Origin of the sequence: Pseudomonas sp. HS6 (assembly GCF_023375815.1) — a bacterium.
Taxonomy (GTDB): Bacteria; Pseudomonadota; Gammaproteobacteria; order Pseudomonadales; family Pseudomonadaceae; genus Aquipseudomonas.
On record NZ_CP067412.1, the window covers coordinates 568,968 to 586,268 of the forward strand.

At 59.5% G+C, this 17,301-nt stretch carries 13 protein-coding genes and 1 pseudogene; 5 read left to right on the forward strand and 9 right to left on the reverse strand.

The features are described from left to right. Positions 1-5 precede the first annotated feature (5 nt). Both JJN09_RS02740 and JJN09_RS02745 read left to right on the forward strand, forming a co-directional pair. Positions 6-1,307, forward strand: a complete 1,302-nt coding sequence (locus JJN09_RS02740) for an HAAAP family serine/threonine permease (RefSeq protein WP_249485471.1) — start codon at positions 6-8, stop codon at positions 1,305-1,307. 199 nt (positions 1,308-1,506) lie between these two features. Continuing rightward, positions 1,507-1,824, forward strand: a complete 318-nt coding sequence (locus JJN09_RS02745) for a DUF3509 domain-containing protein (RefSeq protein WP_096819085.1) — start codon at positions 1,507-1,509, stop codon at positions 1,822-1,824. Here JJN09_RS02745 and JJN09_RS02750 read toward each other — a convergent pair. Further along, a complete protein-coding gene (locus tag JJN09_RS02750; RefSeq protein ID WP_003221775.1) occupies positions 1,821-2,321 on the reverse strand; it encodes a phosphate-starvation-inducible protein PsiE in 501 nt (166 codons plus the stop codon). The two genes, JJN09_RS02745 and JJN09_RS02750, sit on opposite strands and share 4 nt — an antisense overlap. Positions 2,322-2,614: 293 nt before the next feature. Between JJN09_RS02750 and JJN09_RS02755 the strand changes: the two are divergent. Then, positions 2,615-2,854: pseudogene (locus JJN09_RS02755) on the forward strand (YebG family protein); the annotation flags it as partial. Between the two features lie 171 nt (positions 2,855-3,025). On the opposite strand, the gene JJN09_RS02760 reads toward JJN09_RS02755, so the two are convergent. Continuing rightward, a complete protein-coding gene (locus JJN09_RS02760; RefSeq protein ID WP_249485472.1) occupies positions 3,026-4,045 on the reverse strand; it encodes a Glu/Leu/Phe/Val dehydrogenase dimerization domain-containing protein in 1,020 nt (339 codons plus the stop codon). A 184-nt stretch (positions 4,046-4,229) separates the two neighbouring features. Between JJN09_RS02760 and JJN09_RS02765 the strand changes: the two genes are divergently transcribed. Beyond that, positions 4,230-5,033: a SirB1 family protein gene (locus tag JJN09_RS02765; protein ID WP_249485473.1), complete on the forward strand. Its 804-nt coding sequence runs from the start codon at positions 4,230-4,232 to the stop codon at positions 5,031-5,033. Here JJN09_RS02765 and JJN09_RS02770 read toward each other — a convergent pair. The 4 genes from JJN09_RS02770 to hmgA form a co-directional block, all read right to left on the reverse strand. Beyond that, positions 4,957-6,354, reverse strand: a complete 1,398-nt coding sequence (locus tag JJN09_RS02770; RefSeq protein ID WP_249485474.1) for an aromatic acid/H+ symport family MFS transporter — start codon at positions 6,352-6,354, stop codon at positions 4,957-4,959. The genes JJN09_RS02765 and JJN09_RS02770 overlap by 77 nt on opposite strands. Before the next feature lie 81 nt (positions 6,355-6,435). Then, entirely contained in the window at positions 6,436-7,074 is a 639-nt protein-coding gene (maiA, locus tag JJN09_RS02775) for a maleylacetoacetate isomerase (protein WP_249485477.1), read from the reverse strand. A gap of 12 nt (positions 7,075-7,086) precedes the next feature. Then, positions 7,087-8,391: a fumarylacetoacetase gene (gene fahA / locus JJN09_RS02780; protein ID WP_249485479.1), complete on the reverse strand. Its 1,305-nt coding sequence runs from the start codon at positions 8,389-8,391 to the stop codon at positions 7,087-7,089. Positions 8,392-8,394: 3 nt separating this feature from the next. Continuing rightward, positions 8,395-9,690 (reverse strand): homogentisate 1,2-dioxygenase, encoded by a 1,296-nt coding sequence (gene hmgA / locus JJN09_RS02785; protein ID WP_249485480.1) that lies wholly within the window; start codon positions 9,688-9,690, stop codon positions 8,395-8,397. A 163-nt stretch (positions 9,691-9,853) separates the two neighbouring features. Between hmgA and JJN09_RS02790 the strand changes: the two genes are divergently transcribed. Further along, complete coding sequence (locus JJN09_RS02790; RefSeq protein WP_249485481.1) at positions 9,854-10,636, forward strand: IclR family transcriptional regulator; 783 nt, start codon at positions 9,854-9,856, stop codon at positions 10,634-10,636. An 18-nt stretch (positions 10,637-10,654) separates the two neighbouring features. Here JJN09_RS02790 and JJN09_RS02795 read toward each other — a convergent pair whose 3' ends face one another. From JJN09_RS02795 to JJN09_RS02805, 3 genes are all read right to left on the reverse strand, one after another. Continuing rightward, complete coding sequence (locus JJN09_RS02795; RefSeq protein WP_249485483.1) at positions 10,655-13,048, reverse strand: DUF6543 domain-containing protein; 2,394 nt, start codon at positions 13,046-13,048, stop codon at positions 10,655-10,657. 178 nt (positions 13,049-13,226) lie between these two features. Beyond that, on the reverse strand, positions 13,227-15,770 hold the full coding sequence (locus JJN09_RS02800) for a LuxR C-terminal-related transcriptional regulator (RefSeq protein ID WP_249485485.1): 2,544 nt from the start codon (positions 15,768-15,770) through the stop codon (positions 13,227-13,229). A gap of 140 nt (positions 15,771-15,910) precedes the next feature. Further along, complete coding sequence (locus JJN09_RS02805) at positions 15,911-17,287, reverse strand: DUF1329 domain-containing protein (protein ID WP_249485487.1); 1,377 nt, start codon at positions 17,285-17,287, stop codon at positions 15,911-15,913. Positions 17,288-17,301 lie beyond the last annotated feature (14 nt).

The window sequence follows — 17,301 nt, forward strand, 5'->3', positions numbered from 1 at the left end:
AAACGATGACCGATGTACGCACACCTGCTGCCGAAAACCCCGCTGTAGACCGCACACGCACTAGCGAAATCGCCCACAAAGGCTGGAGCAAGTTCGACACCACCTGGATGCTTGGCCTGTACGGCACGGCCATCGGTGCCGGTACGCTGTTCCTGCCGATCAACGCCGGTGTCGGCGGCTTCTGGCCGTTGCTGATCCTGGCGGTGCTGGCGTTCCCGATGACCTTCTTCGCGCACCGGGGCCTGACCCGCTTCGTGCTGTCGGGCCGCTCCGGTGATATCACCGAAGTGGTGGAAGAACACTTCGGCGTCGGTGCCGGCAAACTGATTACGCTGCTGTATTTCTTCGCGATCTTCCCGATCCTGCTGGTGTACAGCGTGGCGCTGACCAACACCCTGAGCAGCTTCCTCGAACACCAGTTGCACATCGCCCCGCCGCCGCGCGCGGTGTTATCGCTGGCGTTGATCCTCGGTTTGATGGCCATCGTGCGTTGCGGTCAGACTTTCATCGTCAAAGCCATGAGTGTGCTGGTGTATCCGTTCGTCGCCGCGTTACTGTTGCTCGGCATCAGCCTGATTCCGAACTGGAACGGCGCGTTCTTCGCCAGTGCTCAAGAACCGATGCAAATGTCGGTATTCTTCAAAACCCTGTGGCTGGCAATCCCGGTGATGGTGTTCTCGTTCAACCATTCGCCGATCATTTCCGCGTTCGCCGTCGAACAGAAACAGCGCTACGGCGACCAGGCCGAACGCAAGAGCAGCGGCATCCTCGCCATGGCTCACGGCATGATGGTGGTGACCGTGATGTTCTTCTGCTTCAGCTGTGTGCTGGCGCTGTCGCCGGCCGATCTGGCAGCGGCCAAGGCGCAGAACATTTCGATCCTGTCGTACCTGGCCAACCACTTCCAGACTCCGGTCATCGCCTACGCCGCGCCGCTGATCGCGCTGGTGGCGATCACCAAATCCTTCCTCGGCCACTACATCGGCGCCAGCGAAGGCTTCCAGGGCATGATCGTCAAAAGCCTGCGCGGCCGTGGCCGGGTGATGTCGGCGAGCTGGCTGAACCGTGCGACGGCGCTGTTCATGATCCTCAGCTGCTGGGCCGTGGCGACCTTCAACCCGAGCATCCTCGGCATGATCGAAACCCTCGGCGGGCCGGTGATTGCCTGCCTGTTGTTCCTGATGCCGATGTACGCCATCCGCCGCGTGCCGGCCTTGCGCCAGTATTCGGGCCAGGTGTCGAACGTGTTTGTGGTGCTGATCGGCCTGATTGCACTGTCAGCGATCATCTACTCGGTTCTGCCCTGAAACGGGCCGCAAACGAAGAAGGCGAGCCAAGGGCTCGTCTTCTTTTTGGCCGGTTTCATTGTTCGACAATATTCCCGGCATGTCCCTTGCTACATCGCTGAAGGAGACAGGACCACGGAATGGCCGACGGTCAGGTTTGGCGAACCAACCCGATCAAGGCCGGTCAACAACTGCACGTTCAATCAGGCGGTGACGCATCATGGACAATCCTTTTCAGATCATTACCGATGCCTTCGCGCCGGACTATCAGATCAACCTGAGCATTCAGGGCCTCGACGGCAGCATCATGCTGACCCTTTCCAACAGCGGCCGGATCGTTGCCAAACGGATGATCAGCGCCGACCAGCGCAACGATCCCAAGCGCTTGAAACGACTGGTGCAAAGCATTCAGTTCGGCATCGCCATCGAGCAGGGCCACAGCGCCATGGCGATCCTGGAGGCCATGACCCGCGGCGACGGGCTCACCCCGCCACCACGCCAGATCAAGGGCCAGCATCGGCCATCGATCGGTCTTTAGAGCTCGCCCTTCTCGATCTCGGGGTGCTCACCGGAGCCCGCACCAAGCTTGCGTTGTGGCTTCTCGATTTTCACCGAAGGAAATTGCGACGAGGCGTAACGCACCACCAGGATCGAGAACGCCAGCAGCAGAATCCCGCCGCACAGGTAGATGATGCCCATGTCCGGCGGGTTGTGGTGCGAGACGTTGGAGATCAGCAGGCGCGTCAGTGCGGTAATCGCCACATAGATCAGGAAGCGCACCGGCATGTGGTTGGTCTTGAAGTAAATCCCGACCATCGCCCCGAGTTCCAGATAGATGAACAGCAACAGAATGTCATCGATCTTGATGTGCCCTTCCTCGAGCATCCCGAGAAATTCCATCACCGCTGCCCAGGCGGTCACCGCGCCAATGGCGAACAGCGCCAGATAGTGGAAGGTCTCGACGAACAGGTTGCCCAGGGACTCGGCCAGTTGATGCACGTTTTGCCGCAGTTTCTCGGCCCAGTTGATTTTCACGATGAAGGTTCCTTAGCCCGGTTCGAGCGGATGTTGCGCATTGGACGTGACGGTTATTGCACACGTACTCATAAGCATGCAGAAAAGAGGCCACGCCATCATGGCGAGGCGCCGCGAAACCCGCGCCGTGGCGTTTGGTCGCACCTGCGCGGCGCATCAGGCCTGACAAAATCCGAATCCGGTCTACATTAAAAAGCCACTACCCAAAGCGCAGGGATTCGCTTATCCTTTTCGCTGTATATAGATACAGTAGTCGCAAAGACAACTTAATGTGAAGGCATGTGAGGTGGTGAATGGCCGTCGAAGTGGTATACCGCAGCAGCCGAGATCTGGAGCGCTTGTTCATGGATAAAGCCGAAGCTGACCGTCATGACAAAATGCTCGAACTGGCCGAGTTGCTGGCCGAAGTGCTGGAAAAAGCCGTTCCTTCGTTGAGCGAGCAGCAAGTGGAAGAAGTCGGGATCTTCATGGCGAAGAACCGCGATGTGTTCGCCCGGGCGTTCAAGAGCCAGCCTGATGCCCTGTCAGAGCTGATCAACGCACCGGCCGAACCGGTTGTAGCGACCGAGACGGCAGACGCGGCTGAGCCGGCAGAAGCCCCAGCCAAACCTGCCAAAGCGGCGAAGGCTGCAAAGTAATCTGCACCTGAATTGAATAGCCCCTGAGTTGAAAGACTCAGGGGCTTTTTCATGCCCGGACAAATCTCAGCGGTACAACACCTTTTCCGCCAGCTCGTCCGCTACCCGCGCGGGTGAACGTTTTTCCGCCTGGGCGTGGGCGAAGACTTCAGTCAGCCGCGAACTGATCTTCGACAGGTGCGCGGTGATGGTCGTGAGCTCTTCGCCACGGTGCTTGAGGGAAACGTAGATCAACCCGCCGGCATTGATCACGTAATCCGGCGCATACAGGATGCCGCGCCGTTCCAGTTGATCGGCGACATCCAGATGTGTCAGTTGATTGTTGGCCGACCCTGCCACCGCCGAGCAGCGCAACTGGGTGACGGTGTGGCTGTTGAGCACACCGCCCAGGCCGCACGGCGCAAGAATGTCGCACGGCGTGCTGAGCAACGCGTCGTTGGCGATCGGGTGGGCGTTGAGCTGTTCCATCGCCAGTTGCACCTTGCCGTGGTCGATGTCGCTGACCAATAGTTCGGCGCCGGCGGCGTGAAGCTGTTCGGCCAGTGCATAACCGACATTGCCCAAACCCTGTATCGCCACGCGCAAGCCTTCAAGGTTGTCGCTGCCCAGCCGCGCCATGGCCGTGGCGCGAATCCCGGTGAACACGCCCATTGCCGCGTGCGGCGCCGGGTCGCCGGCCGAGGTGGTACTGGTGACATGCTGAGTCTGCTGGGCGATGCAATCCATGTCCGCGACCGAGGTGCCGCTGTCGATGGCGGTGATGTAGCGGCCGTCGAGCTGATCGATGCAACGGCCGAAGGCTTCGAATAGCGCGGCGCGGTTTTCCACGTGGGCCGGCCGCACGATCACCGCCACACCGCCACCCTGGGCCAGACCGGCCAACGCGGCTTTGTAGCTCATGCCCTGGGCCAGGCGAATGGCATCCTCGACGGCGGATTCGTCGTTCGGGTAGGCAAGATAACGACACCCGCCCAGGGCTGGCCCGAGGCGACTGTTATGGATGGCAATGACCGCCTTTAATCCGGAGACCGGATCAACGCTAAGGTGCAGCGAATCCAGGCGAGTGCTTTGCATGAGAGCGAACATTGGCAGGCCCCCGAATCACTTCTGGTAGTCGCCAGTATAGGCTTGCGCCCAAAAATTGCTGAAGCGCACGGGAATAAGGCCCGACAGCGACCAACGCGTTGCGGCATAACCCGGTAGCAGAGCGGCGCGGCACTGGACGAATGGCAGAGACGGGGCTAAAACGAGGCATTCTCCGGAGATTTTGATGAGTCCGCGCCAACGCTTTTTCGACTGTCTGCACCGTTCACCGCCCGCGCTGTTCGAGGCGGCGCTGTGGATGGCTGCCGAACACGACAAACACGTCGACCCTGAAGCGCTATTGCAAGACTTCAAAGAACTGCAACAGCGCGTCAGTTCCGGTTTGCCGCTGCTGCCGGTCAGTGAACTGGCGCAGCCGCTGCTGCGGCGGATGACCGATCTGGGCTTCGCGCAAGATGATTTCGCGCCGTTGCGCCCGCAGGCCGCGTTGATCAACAAGGTCTTGCAAACCCGACGCGGGCAACCCTTGACCCTGGCGCTGATTGCGCTGGAACTGGCCCGAGGCCTGGAGATACCGCTGGTCGGCGTGAACTTCCCCGGGCACTTCCTGCTAAAGGTGCCCGGGGCCGATCACTTGCTCGATCCGTGCGGTGGACGGCGCTTGTATCCGAACGATTGCCGCGAACTGCTGCATCGCCAATACGGCCATCAGATGCAACTCAACGCCGACCACCTGCTGACCGCCACGCCGCTGCAGATGCTACAGCGCCTGTCGCGCAACCTGCGTCAGTTGCACCTGACCCACGATGACTTCATCGCGGCGCTGATCGATGCCGAACGCGTGCTCGAAATGGGCAATGCCAACGCCTCCGACTATCTGGCCCGGGCCAGCCTGTACCAGCGCCTCGACTGCCCGAACGCCGAGCGCTTCGATCTTGAGCACGCCTTGTTGCTCAGTGACGACCCGATTCAGCGGCTTCGACTGACGGAGCGGCTGGGGCATCTGCCGCCCAATTCGGTGGTGCACTGACTGACACCGCTGCAGGCGAGCGCACCTGAATGATCAACAACGCCGCAATCACTGCCGGAATCGCGCAGAAGAAGAAAATCTGCTCCACCGGGATGTGCATCGCCAGCAACAGGCTGCCGAACAGCGGCCCGAGAATAGAGCCGAAACGCCCTACCCCCAGCGCCCAACCGGTTCCGGTGGCGCGCACGTGCGCCGGATAGAAATTGCTGGCGAACGCGTTGAGCGTCAACTGCCCGCCAATGATGCAGAAGCCCGCCGCAAACACACAGGCCACCAGATAGCGCGGATTGTCGTGATTGAGGCCCAGCAGAATCGTGCAGACCGCCGCGCCGGCCAGCACACCGGACAACAACCGCACCTTGCGCTTCAGACGATCGGCAAACCACGCCATGCAGATGGCACCCAAGGTGCCGGCGAACAGGAACATCGACGTCACCAGATTCGCTTCATTGAGTTTCAGGCCACTTTCCAGCAGCAGCGACGGCAGCCAGCTGATCATGAAATACAGCAGGATCAGGCTGACGAAAAACGTCGACCAGATCAGCAAGGTCGGGCGTGCGTAACCATTGCGGAACAATTCCACCACGGTCAGTTTGCTGCCCTGCTCGCGCTCGTTCTGTTCGACCGATGCGGCGGGCGGCTGCCAGTCCGGCAACATCCGCGCAGTGACCTTGCGCAGACGCGCATACGGCGGTGCATCGCGCAGCAGACGCGGCAGGGATTCGGGCAGCAGCCACCAGAGGAACGGAAACAGCAGCAAAGGCGTGACACCACCAGCGAGGAACACCGCTTGCCAGCCAAAACGGTCGATGAAACCGGCCGCAACAAAACCACCCGCCGCACCGCCGAAGGAAAAACCACAGGCCGCCAGCGTCACCATCAACGTCCGCAGGCGTGGCGGTGAGTATTCCGACATCAACGCCATGGCGCTGGGCATTGCGCCGCCCATGCCGATGCCGCAGATGAAGCGCGCAATCATCAAGGTATTCAGGGAATCGGCAAACACCATCAGCACGGTGAGGCTGGCGTAGATCAGCACGCAGGCGAGCAGAATCCGCCGAACACCGAAGCGATCGGCCAACGGCGTCACGGCGAGCGAGCCTAGGGTCAGGCCCAGCAGATTGGCGCTGAACACCGGGCCGAACGCGGATTTCTCCAGGCCCCAGTCCTGCGCCAGCGCCGGCACCACATAGCCGAGCACTTGGGCGTCGTAGCCGTCGGTGACCAGCAACAAGGCGAGAAGAATCAGGAGCAACCACTGAAATCGGGACACAGGACGGGCGTCGAGTGCCGCCCGGAAGCTGGCAATCTGGTTATGCATCGCAAGGTACCTGTTTTGTTTTTATGTTTTTTTGCGGGTAACCGGAATGGCTCCCGTGCGCTGCACGGGAGCCATCAAATGCTACTTCGGCGTGTCCGGCTGATTCGCCGGATGCGCCGCGATGAACGCCGGATGTTCAGCGGCCAACGCGGCCACCCGACGGATCCGTGGATACGCCTCAAGCGAAACGTTGAAACGCTCGGCCGCGTACAACTGCGGGATAAGGTACACGTCCGCCACGCACGGCCACTCGCCGAAACAGAAACCGCTGTCGCCGATCAACTGCTCCACCGTCGCCAGACCCTGACCGATCCAGTGGCCGATCCACTCGGTCACCTGCGGCTCGTCATGCCCCAACCCGCGCAAGCGATTGAGCACGCTGACGTTGTGCAACGGATGCACGTCGCAGCCGATCACCGCCGCCACGCCGCGCACCTGTGCACGGGCAACGAGGTCCTCGGGCAGCAGCGGCACCTGTGGATAACGTTCTTCCAGGTACTCGATGATCGCCGGCGACTGAATCAGCAACTTGCCGTCATCAGTGCGCAACGCCGGTACTCGCCCCTGGGGATTGATCGCCAGATACGCCGGTTGTCGATGCTCGCCACCCGGCGGTACGATCAGGTTGACCGGCAACGCCTGGTAGTCGAGGCCCTTGAGCGCCAGCGCGATCCGCACCCGGTACGACGAGGTGGAGCGGTAATAGGTATAGAGATCCATGAGCCGCTCCTGTCAGCGCGCCGCCAGCACGGTGCCACGGCATTCGCCGAAACCGATCGAGGCGAAACCTTCGCGGGCGCAGCGAGCGCGCAGGATGATTTCGTCGCCATCTTCAAGGAATTTGCGCACTTCACCGGAAGCCAGTTCGATCGGTTTTTTGCCGCCCTCGGTGATTTCCAGCAGGCTGCCGAACTGACCGCTTTCCGGGCCGGACAAGGTGCCCGATCCGAACAGGTCACCGGCCTGCAACTGGCAGCCGTTGACGCTGTGGTGCGCGACCATTTGTGCGACGGTCCAGTACATGTAGCGGGTATTGCTCAGGGTCAGGCGATGGGCCGGCAGGTTCTGCTCGCGCATTTTTTCGGTGAGCAGCAGCACTTCCAGCTCGATGTCGAAACCACCGCCATCCTGATCGCGCTTGTCGAGCAGGTACGGCAATGGCTGCGGATCACCTTGCGGGCGCGCCGGTTGCGCGGTGCGGAATGGCGCCAGCGCTTCGGCAGTCACCACCCACGGCGAGACGCTGGTGATGAAGCTCTTGGACAGGAACGGGCCGAGCGGCTGGTACTCCCAGGCCTGAATGTCACGGGCCGACCAGTCGTTGAGCAGGCAGAAACCGGCGATGTGTTCAGCGGCATCGCCGATGGCGATCGACTCGCCCATCTCGTTGCCCTGACCGATCCAGATCCCCAGCTCCAGCTCATAGTCCAGCCGCGCGCACGGGCCGAAGGTCGGCTCGGTCGCGCCGGCCGGCAAGGTCTGACCTTTCGGACGGCGCACGTCGGTGCCCGAAGCGCGCACGGTGGAGGCACGACCGTGGTAGCCGATCGGCACGTGTTTGTAGTTCGGCAGCAGCGGGTTGTCCGGACGGAACAGTTTGCCGACGTTCTGCGCGTGCTCGATACCGACGTAGAAGTCGGTGTAGTCACTGATGCGCGCCGGCAGGTGTAGCTGGCAATCGGCAGCCAGCGGCAGCAATTTCGCGCCCTGGGCTTCGACGTTGCCACGATGGGTGCTGCCTTCGCTGAACAGTTCCAGTAGACGTTCGCGCAAGGCAACGCGAGCGTCGCGGCCGAGTTCGAAGAAAGCGTTCAACTGACCGCCGTGCATGGCTTCAACTGCACTGCGCGCAACGCCGTCGAACAGTCCGGCCTCCAGCGCCACTTGCAAATCGAAGATGTGTTCGCCAATCGCCACGCCCGCACGAGGCGCCGAGCCGTTGATGCTGAACACACCTAGCGGCAGGTTCTGCAACGGGAAATCGGTGTGGCCGTTGGCCGAAGCGACCCAACTGCGAGTGATGGAATTCTGAGTCATGGGTTATCTCCGGGTCGGGTCGAACGTGGCGGGCAGCGTGGCCCAGCAGGCGTCGTAATTGGATTGCAGTTGCGGGCAGTCGAGGGCAAAGCGGCTTGGGCGCAGCACCTGACTGGTCTCGAACATGAAGGCCATGGTGTTGTCGATCTTGGCCGGTTTCAGGTCCGCGTTGATGGCTTTGGTGCAGCTCTCGCCGTCCGGGCCGTGGGCGCTCATGCAGCTGTGCAGAGACGCGCCGCCAGGCACGAAACCCTCGGCCTTGGCGTCGTATTCGCCCTGGATCAGGCCCATGAATTCGTTCATCAGGTTGCGGTGGAACCACGGCGGACGGAAGGTGTTCTCGGCCACCATCCAGCGCGGCGGGAAGATCACGAAGTCGAGGTTGGCCAAGCCGTGGACGCTGGTCGGCGACGTGAGCACGGTGAAGATCGACGGGTCCGGGTGATCGAAACTGACGGTGCCGATGGTGTTGAAGCGGCGCAGGTCATATTTGTACGGCACGTTGTTGCCGTGCCAGGCGACCACGTTCAGCGGCGAGTGATTGAGTTCGGTGCCCCACAACTGGCCGAGGAATTTCTGTACCAGGGTGGTTGGTTGTTGCAGGTTTTCGTAGGCGGCGACCGGGGTCAGGAAGTCCCGTGGATTGGCCAGGCCGTTGCTGCCGATCGGCCCCAGATCCGGCAGGCGCAGCGGCGCGCCATGGTTCTCGGCGACGTAACCGCGCGCCTGCGGGTCGAGCAGTTCGACGCGGAATTTCAGGCCCCGTGGCAACACGGCGATTTCCAGCGGCGCCACTTCCAGCACACCGAGTTCGGTGGCGATGCGCAGGCGCCCGAGTTGCGGCACCAGCAGCAGTTCGCCGTCGGCGTTGAAGAACACCCGCTCCATCGAACGGTTGGCGCAGTAGTGATAGATGCTGATGCCGGCCGGTTTTTCGGCGCCGGAATTGGCCGCCATGCTCACCAGACCGTCGATGAAATCGGTGGGTTCGGCCGGGATTTCCAGTGGATTCCAGCGCAAGCGATTGGGGGTGACTTCGCCCAACGGACCACCGGCCAGTTGCCGCTCCAGTTTGACGAATGCCGGGTGATTGGCCGACGGCTGGATCCGGTACATCCAGGTGCGCCGCGCTTCGCTGCGGGTCATGGTGAACGCGGTGCCGGAGAACAGTTCGGTGTAGAGACCGTAAGGGGCTTTCTGCGGGGAGTTCTGGCCGACGGGCAGTGCGCCGGGCAACGCTTCGGAGCTGAATTCGTTGCCGAAACCGGACTGGTAAGCCAGGGCTGAATCGAGGTTCATGGAGCCTCCTGAACAGGGAGTCGGCATGGCCGGACGCTCTGGATCAGAGGTCTTGGCACGCCGGGGTTATTTTTATCGTAATTCAATTACGCATAACGTAATTTGCTCGCTATCCAGCGTCAAGCTATAAAGACGCCCATTCGTTCCGGGACACGGCAGCACCATGGAAAAAACCAGCGACAGCAACGGCAAACAGAAAGTCCGCTCCGCCGAAGTCGGCACCGACATCCTCAAGGCCCTGGCCGAGTTGTCGCCCTCCACTTCGCTGTCGCGCCTGGCCGAACATGTGCAGATGCCGGCAAGCAAGGTGCACCGTTATCTGCAGGCCTTGATCGCCAGCGGTTTTGCCGAACAGAACACCGCCACCAACCATTACGGCCTCGGCCGCGAAGCGCTACGGGTGGGCCTGGCCGCACTCAACAGTATGGACGTGCTGAAAGTCGCCGCCCTGCCGCTGGCCGAACTGCGCGATGAACTCAACGAAACCTGCTTTTTGGCGGTCTGGGGCAATCAGGGCGCAACCGTGGTGCACATCGAGCCGGCGGTGCGCGCGGTGACGGTGGTGACGCAACTGGGCTCGGTGCTGCCTCTGCTTAGCTCATCCACCGGCCTGGTGTTCAGCACCTACCTGCCGCATCGGGAAACCGACGAATTGCGCGAACAGGAAATCGCTGTTGGCGCTCACCCGCTGGCGGACGAAAAAGCCTATGAGGCATTGTGCGAACAGATCCGCGAACGTGGTCTGCATCATGTGCACGGCCTGCTGATGCCCGGTGTCGATGCCTTGTCGGCACCGGTATTCAACGCCCTCGGGCAGATCGCGGCGGTGTTGACCATCGTCGGCCCGACCTCGTTGTTCCACGCCGACGAAAACGGCCCGGCGGCGCAGCGGTTATTGGCTGCGACGCGGGCCGTGAGTTGGCGGATGGGGTTTGACGCCCGCTAGTCGGATGACTTCAATCGGTTACAGCAACAGCGTCTGGCTATCGCTGGCCGACTCTTCTTTCAGGATATCTTCGAGCAGTTCCTGAAAGCGGTCGTAGCCAAGGCTCTGACCAGTGGCCGAAGCGACCAGACCGACGACGGTGTTGGCGTCTCCCAGAAGCTGAATCAGGGTTTTCTGAGCCTTGGTCGCTTCTTTCCCGCCGGGAACCAGAGAAGCCAGATCCAGCAACGCATCCTTGAAATGGTTGAACGCCGTTGCTCGATCTCCGTACTTGTAAGCCTGAGCGCCCTCAAAAACATTTTTGGTGATCTGCACGGCCGAAAGCGCCAGTCCCACTGGTGGAATAACCATGCTGACGACGGTTGCAGCCAAAACCGCCGAGTCATAAACCAGCTTGCCAATGATTTCGCCAAGGCTGGTCGTTTGTGCGTCCACATCGGAAATAACCCGTTCTATGCGGGCGTTGTAACTCGCCCGCAACGATTGCACACGGCTGTTCATCTCAAGCACGGGCGGGTTTTCGGAGATGTTTTTGAACTCGATGTTATTGACGAAAGTCCCGATGATCGGCTGCTCTATGTATTTGACCCGCTCATATAAATACTGACCAAGACCATTTTCCTTGATCGACGCAAAGAGCTGATTCATAGGGCGGAAATGGACACCTCCAGGCGCGTTGGGCGTGTAGAGAATTTCAGTGAGTTTTCCGCTTTCTACCAATCTGAAAACGTAGACGCCCTCGATCAGGCATCGCTTCAAATGCAGTTTGAACACAGCGCTGTGTTGCACGCTGGTTACGGTTTCTCCAAAAGGAGGAAATGATGGATCCGTGACTTTATCCATTCCCGCGATCAAACGATTCAACTGATCAGCCAGCCCACTGGACATCTCACCGGAAAATTGGCTGGACAATACCGCCCGATACATTTCGGCTTGCTGTGTTCGGAAATGTATTTCTCGTTTCAGCTCATAGTCTGGATGCTTAGTGTTCAGATAAACCGAACGCAACATGGCAATGTACTTTTCTCCGGGCCGCAATGTCCGGGACCAGTTTGCCAAATGACGTATATCAAGATTGCGCAGTGCCGGATGACCTGTGTTCACTCGAAAGCGCGGAAAAACGCCTACCAGTTCGCCCTCCCTTTCATGCGCATAGAACGGTGTCTCTTTGATTATGATCCGAGACAACGAAACTTTTTCGCCTTGCTCTAGCTCGACAATAATCTCATCCGGATTGACTACGACGATTTCCCCGGATGCTTTTAGCAGGTCTTCTATATTCTTTTTTATGAGGTCGCGGCAAAAAGTCTCGTAGGGAACGATGCCGGCTTCCCGAGCGTTGACGGTGTAAAGAGCTTTCAACTCTGTGTTCAATCGGGCGTAACGCTGACGGAAATCGGCAGGTGCTTTCCGATAACCGGCAGGCTGTACAAGGTTTTCCTGCGCCAGGTCCCATGAAATTTGATAGAAGATCGCCTCCGCAAGAATCCCCTCCGGTGCCTCGGGCCATGCGAAAAACATTGCACCTTTCCAGGCACTCGGGAGTTGCTGAAGTTGTTTCACATACTTCGACAATGCCCCCCTCTCTTGAGGGTGTGTCTGGGACGTCAGAAAATTCACCCCGTCATCAGTCCTGACCCAGCCAGCCACCTGAAACTCAAGTTCGCGAATATTGGGGAACGAGTACCAATCCCTGCCACCTGGCGAGCCGGGAGCGTACAAGGCGCACGGGCCATAGGGATTGGACTTCTGCTGGAAAACCATCAGATCCCTGAAACCATATTGGTAACCCTTCAACACGAACGCTGACGCCGAAATGCTGCGGTCACCCTGTATGAAGCGCTCAACCATCTCCATGCTCGGCTGATTGAGATGCCCCTGCAAAGTCGCAGAGAACGCGCTGAAAGCGACGCGGGTTACCAAGGCACCCAGCAATGCGATTTGCACACCGTAATCATTAAAGGATTTGCGAAGCGCTTCGAAGTAATCCGATCGAATATCGACACCAGACAACCAGTTTTCCAGGCGGGCTTGAGTCAAGCCGGAAGGAACGTGACCTTCGAATTTCATTTGGAACCGGTTGTTCTGATCATGCAAACCGAACAGCGCCAGCTCCAGTAACGAGCGTTTATCTTCCTGAACGAGCGTGCGCCCCGCCATCCGAATATTGAAGCGGCAGATGACGCTGACACGGTCTGGATCAATCCGTGTACCCAATGCACTGTTCGTCCAGTCTTGCACACGTGCAGATGCATAGGTCTTCAAGGATGAAGAGTTGCCCAGCAATTGCTTGAGTTCCGCCTCCCGAGCCGTCATTTGCTGCATCAGGTATTCATACTTCTGTTGATTGCTCGGGCTGGTGCCAGCGAGCCATTGCGGGCGAAAAGCGAGGGTATCTTTTAAACCGTTCATTGTGAGTTCCTTGCGGCATTAATAACTAAATGACACAGTGCCATTCATTCAATACCGCAACGCTAACCCTCAACATCCCCCATTAAAACAAACCACCCGTTACTTAAAATTTTTAAAATTTAACAAGTATCTCGGAGAAAGCATCAAACAAATAATCCAACTACCCGCCGTAACGCGTCTACAGATCCAGACCCAGCAACTTTGCACTGGCCACCGCTTGCGTCCGCCGCTCGACACCCAACTTTCCATGTATACGTCTGGCATGAGTCTTTACTGTATGTAAGGAAATAAACAGCTGATCTGCAATCTGTTGATTGGAATAGCCTTTGGCAATTAGCCTCAAAACTTCGAGTTCACGCTGACTGAGCAACGGCCCCGCGCTCGAACTGTCAGCACAAGGTGTTTCAGCCACTCTGGCAGACAGTTCGGGACGGCGCATTTTCAGTTCATGCAGTGCCTGACGCAGCTCATGCAGGCTGGCCATTTCACACCCTTCCTGCAAATGGAGTCTGGCCAACGCTTCATCACCCTGTGCGAAGGCCACTTCGGCCAATGCCAGATGCAAGTCGGTTTCAAGAGCAAGCATTCTGCAATGCCGGGCCGTTTCCAGCAGATGCTGGAGACGCACAATCGGTCTGCAAGCCTTGTGTAAACCAACCTGGGCCAGGATCAGCAGGTACTCGACACGCGGAATCAGCTCCAGCGTTGCAGGTGGAGCCTGTAATGCATCGGGTCCTTGATAGTGTCGCAGCAAGCGGGTCATGGCCTCGCAAACCAGTTCGTTACGTCCTTGCTGCAACCAGAAAAGACTGCTGACCTGCAACAACGCACCGCGGTAGACCGTGTCCGGAATCTGCCGCAGTTGCATCAACCGTTCGGCATCGCGCAGACACACAAAAGCCTGTTCGTAGTCCGCTTGATTGGCGGCCAATTGCGCCAACCCGATAAAGCCATACAGCACGCGCTTGTCATGATTGCGCTTGCAGTCCTCCAGGCCGGCCTGGAAAAACGCTGCGGCGCACGCGTCCATGCCCTGGCTCAAAGCCAACCGCCCTCGGCGCAACGCTATTCGTCCCAGCAGCGGTGACGGCCGGGTCGATTGTCTGCCAAGCAAATCGTGAATGTTGGCCAGAAGACTTTCAGCTCGAGACGCTGCGCCACGTTGCTCCAGCAGTTGCGCATGATCGAGTTCAAGCAGGCCCTCGAACACCAGCGAGCCTTGGGCTCTTGCCAAACACAGCGCCTGGCGGTTACAGGCGTGCGCAATGTCGAGTTCGCCTCTTAACAGTGCTTGCTGGGTCAATCCGGACAAACACATTGCCCGAGCGATCCAGCTGTCTGCATCAAGAACCTCCAATGCTTGAGAAAAATGCGCTTGCGCGGCCTCCTTTTGCCCCTGCAGATGCGATAGCCAACCGCTCAACGCCTGCCAGCGTGCAATCAGTTGGCGCTCACCCCGTGCAGAGGATTGCGGCAGGAAACACGCAAGACGTGCAATACATTGCGCTGCCTGCTCAAAGCGACCGGCAAACAGCAACGCAGCCGTCATCAGTCCGACCAGTTGTGGCGAACTCATTGTCAGCTCACCGTCCTGAACTTCATGCAGCCGTAACAACAGCACCACCGTTCGCTCTTCGAATAGATGTTCGAAGCTGAAGTACTGCAACAGACTGATGGCGGCTTCATGTTCTTCGGCCAGAAGAGCCTGTTCAAAAGCCAAGCGCCAGTCATGCGCAGCAGTGAACCACTGGCATGCCCGACGGTGCCAGGAACGTCCCGACGGCCATTGTTCCTCGCACATGACCTGTGACAAAGGTGGGAAAATCCGTAGCCAGTCGGCCGAATCGTTCCAGGGTTCGATGAAGCAGCCGAGTACTTGCAGTGTGCGCAAATACTGCGCGCCCTCCCCGGCACCGAACAGGTGTTCACACAGCTCGGCATTGAACCGCGGCAGATGCGCCAGCACCCGCCAGGCCTCGGCCAGCTCCGGACTCAAACCACTGAACAGTTCGTGTTGCAGGTAGTCCAGCAAGGTATCCATGCGTTGCTGCGGCAAGGTCTTTTGCGACCAGTCGCACTTCTGCATCAACAGCATCCGCACGCCGGCGCACCAACCGCCGCTGCGCTGAAAGATGCGTCCGGCCACGCTGTCGGCCTGAGCGAGCGGCAAGTGACGCAGCACTTTTGCGATTTCGTCCCGGGTCAGCGCCAACGCCGCGCCTTCACATTCATACAAGGCATCGTCGAGCAGCAGGCGCGGCCAGTTGCAGGATGGGCGCCGTCGCGTGCCGATCCACCATGTCAGGGTCGGACTGCTGACCGCCAGCATTCGGTCGAGCAAGGCATCCAGCGCCGGCTCCGGGTATCGGCAGTAATCATCGATCAACACCCAGGTCGCAGAAGACCTTCGCGCCAGTTCATAAAGCATTGACGCCTCGTCCGAGGCTTTCAGTCCGATTGCTTGCATGAGTCGCTGGCAAAACTCCGCTGCGCTCAACGAGGCTCCTGCCAGCGGCAACCAGCACACCGTGCAATTGACGGGCGCCTGCAGCAGACATTCGGTGAGCAGCGCAGTTTTGCCGCTGCCAGCCGGCGCGCAGATCAGTTTGACCCGTGCCGCCGACTCAAGCAGTGCACCGCAAAGTCGCGGACGTGGCAGGTGATGGGAAGGAAGTCTCGGAGAAAAATCTGCTCGATCCAGACGGGGTGTCATGGCGGTCATCGTGTGCGCCTTTTTATCGTTGTACGTTCACCCTAGCCCTCTCCCCGATGCTTGTTGACGAGTATTCAGTACGCTGATTGCTGCCCATAAAAAAGGCGACCAACCGGTCGCCTTCTGTCCCGCGGATGTAGCGCTTCTTCTTACCGGACACCCTCGGCGCGCAGGGCCGAAGGGGTGAAGTCGGCAGCCTTGGCTTCGAAGCCGAATTCGAAGCTGTGCTTCTCCTCATTCTTCATGCCCAGGGCGATGTAGCGACCGGCGATGATGTCGTAGAGCGCTTCCAGCGTGTAGGCCTGTGCCTGATGATCGTAGTAGTACTGGGCATGACCTTCGGCCACTCGCCACAACTGTCCGCGACCGTCGTAGTGATCAGCCAGCGCCACTTGCCAGCTGTCCTCGTCGATGTACATGTGGCGCTTGGCGTAGATGTGCCGCTCGCTCGGCTTGACCGTACCGATCACTTCCCAGACCCGGTGCAATTCATAACGGGTCAGGTCCTGATTGATGTGCCCGGCCTTGACGATGTCGTCGTACTTGAGCTTTGGCGAATCGAGTTTGTAGCTGTTATACGGGATGTACATTTCCTTCTTGCCGATCAGCTTCCAGTCGTAACGATCCGGAGCGCCGGAGAACATGTCGAAGTTGTCCGAAGTCCGCAGGCCATCGGCGGCGGTACCCGGGCCGTCGTAAGCGACTTGCGGTGCACGGCGAACTCGGCGCTGGCCGGCGTTGTAGATCCATGCCAGGCGTGGCTCTTTCACCTGGTCGAGGGTTTCGTGCACCAGCAATACGTTGCCGGCCAGACGTGCCGGAGCGGTGACCGACTGCTTGAAGAAGGTCAGCACGTTGGCTGCCTGTTCCGGGTCCAGCTCCTTCATCAACTGCGGCACGGCGATCTCTTCTTCGAAGCGGATCGGTGTGTAGCTGCCGTTGGTCTGCGGGGTGACCTGGGTGATGATCCGCTTCACATTACCGCCGTGGTAACGAGTGATGTGATTCCACAACACTTCCACGCCGTTCTTTGGAATCGGGAACGCGTAGTAGCGATTGCCAGTGAAATTGGCCAGGCCGTTGCCGTCGTTGATCGTGGTCACGTTCAGTGCGCTGCGCTTGGCCGACTCGTAGATTTCCGGCGGCGCAGCGACGGTGCGGTGGGTCGGGTAGACCGGAATTTTGTAGGTTTCGGGATAGCGCTTGAACATCGCCACCTGACCCTCGGAGAGCTTGGCCTTGTACTGATCGACGTTGGCCGCGGTGATGGTGAACAGTGGTTTTTCGCTGGCGAACGGGTCGGCGAGAAAGCCCTTGCTGTCAACCGCCCCGGCATTCTTCGGAATGCCACCGGTCCAGGCCGGAATCGAGCCATCAGCGTTGCCGGCCTTCTCGGCGCCCAGCGGCGTCAGGCTGGTGCCGAGTTTGTCGGCCTCTTGCGGCGACACCGCCGCGATCACGTTGGCAGCCAGCAGGCTGAGGGCCAGAACTCCGCATTGCAGAATCATCTTGCGCATGGATTTCATCCTTCTCGGGCAGA

Bases quoted from the DNA above. Each gene is read 5' to 3' on its own strand.
- JJN09_RS02740 (WP_249485471.1), top strand. From the start codon at position 6: ATGACCGATGTACGCACACCTGCTGCCGAAAACCCCGCTGTAGACCGC.
- JJN09_RS02745 (WP_096819085.1), top strand. From the start codon at position 1,507: ATGGACAATCCTTTTCAGATCATTACCGATGCCTTCGCGCCGGACTAT.
- JJN09_RS02760 (WP_249485472.1), bottom strand. From the start codon at position 4,045: ATGTTCGCTCTCATGCAAAGCACTCGCCTGGATTCGCTGCACCTTAGC.
- JJN09_RS02765 (WP_249485473.1), top strand. From the start codon at position 4,230: ATGAGTCCGCGCCAACGCTTTTTCGACTGTCTGCACCGTTCACCGCCC.
- JJN09_RS02770 (WP_249485474.1), bottom strand. From the start codon at position 6,354: ATGCATAACCAGATTGCCAGCTTCCGGGCGGCACTCGACGCCCGTCCT.
- maiA (WP_249485477.1), bottom strand. From the start codon at position 7,074: ATGGATCTCTATACCTATTACCGCTCCACCTCGTCGTACCGGGTGCGG.
- fahA (WP_249485479.1), bottom strand. From the start codon at position 8,391: ATGACTCAGAATTCCATCACTCGCAGTTGGGTCGCTTCGGCCAACGGC.
- hmgA (WP_249485480.1), bottom strand. From the start codon at position 9,690: ATGAACCTCGATTCAGCCCTGGCTTACCAGTCCGGTTTCGGCAACGAA.
- JJN09_RS02790 (WP_249485481.1), top strand. From the start codon at position 9,854: ATGGAAAAAACCAGCGACAGCAACGGCAAACAGAAAGTCCGCTCCGCC.
- JJN09_RS02795 (WP_249485483.1), bottom strand. From the start codon at position 13,048: ATGAACGGTTTAAAAGATACCCTCGCTTTTCGCCCGCAATGGCTCGCT.
- JJN09_RS02800 (WP_249485485.1), bottom strand. From the start codon at position 15,770: ATGACCGCCATGACACCCCGTCTGGATCGAGCAGATTTTTCTCCGAGA.
- JJN09_RS02805 (WP_249485487.1), bottom strand. From the start codon at position 17,287: ATGAAATCCATGCGCAAGATGATTCTGCAATGCGGAGTTCTGGCCCTC.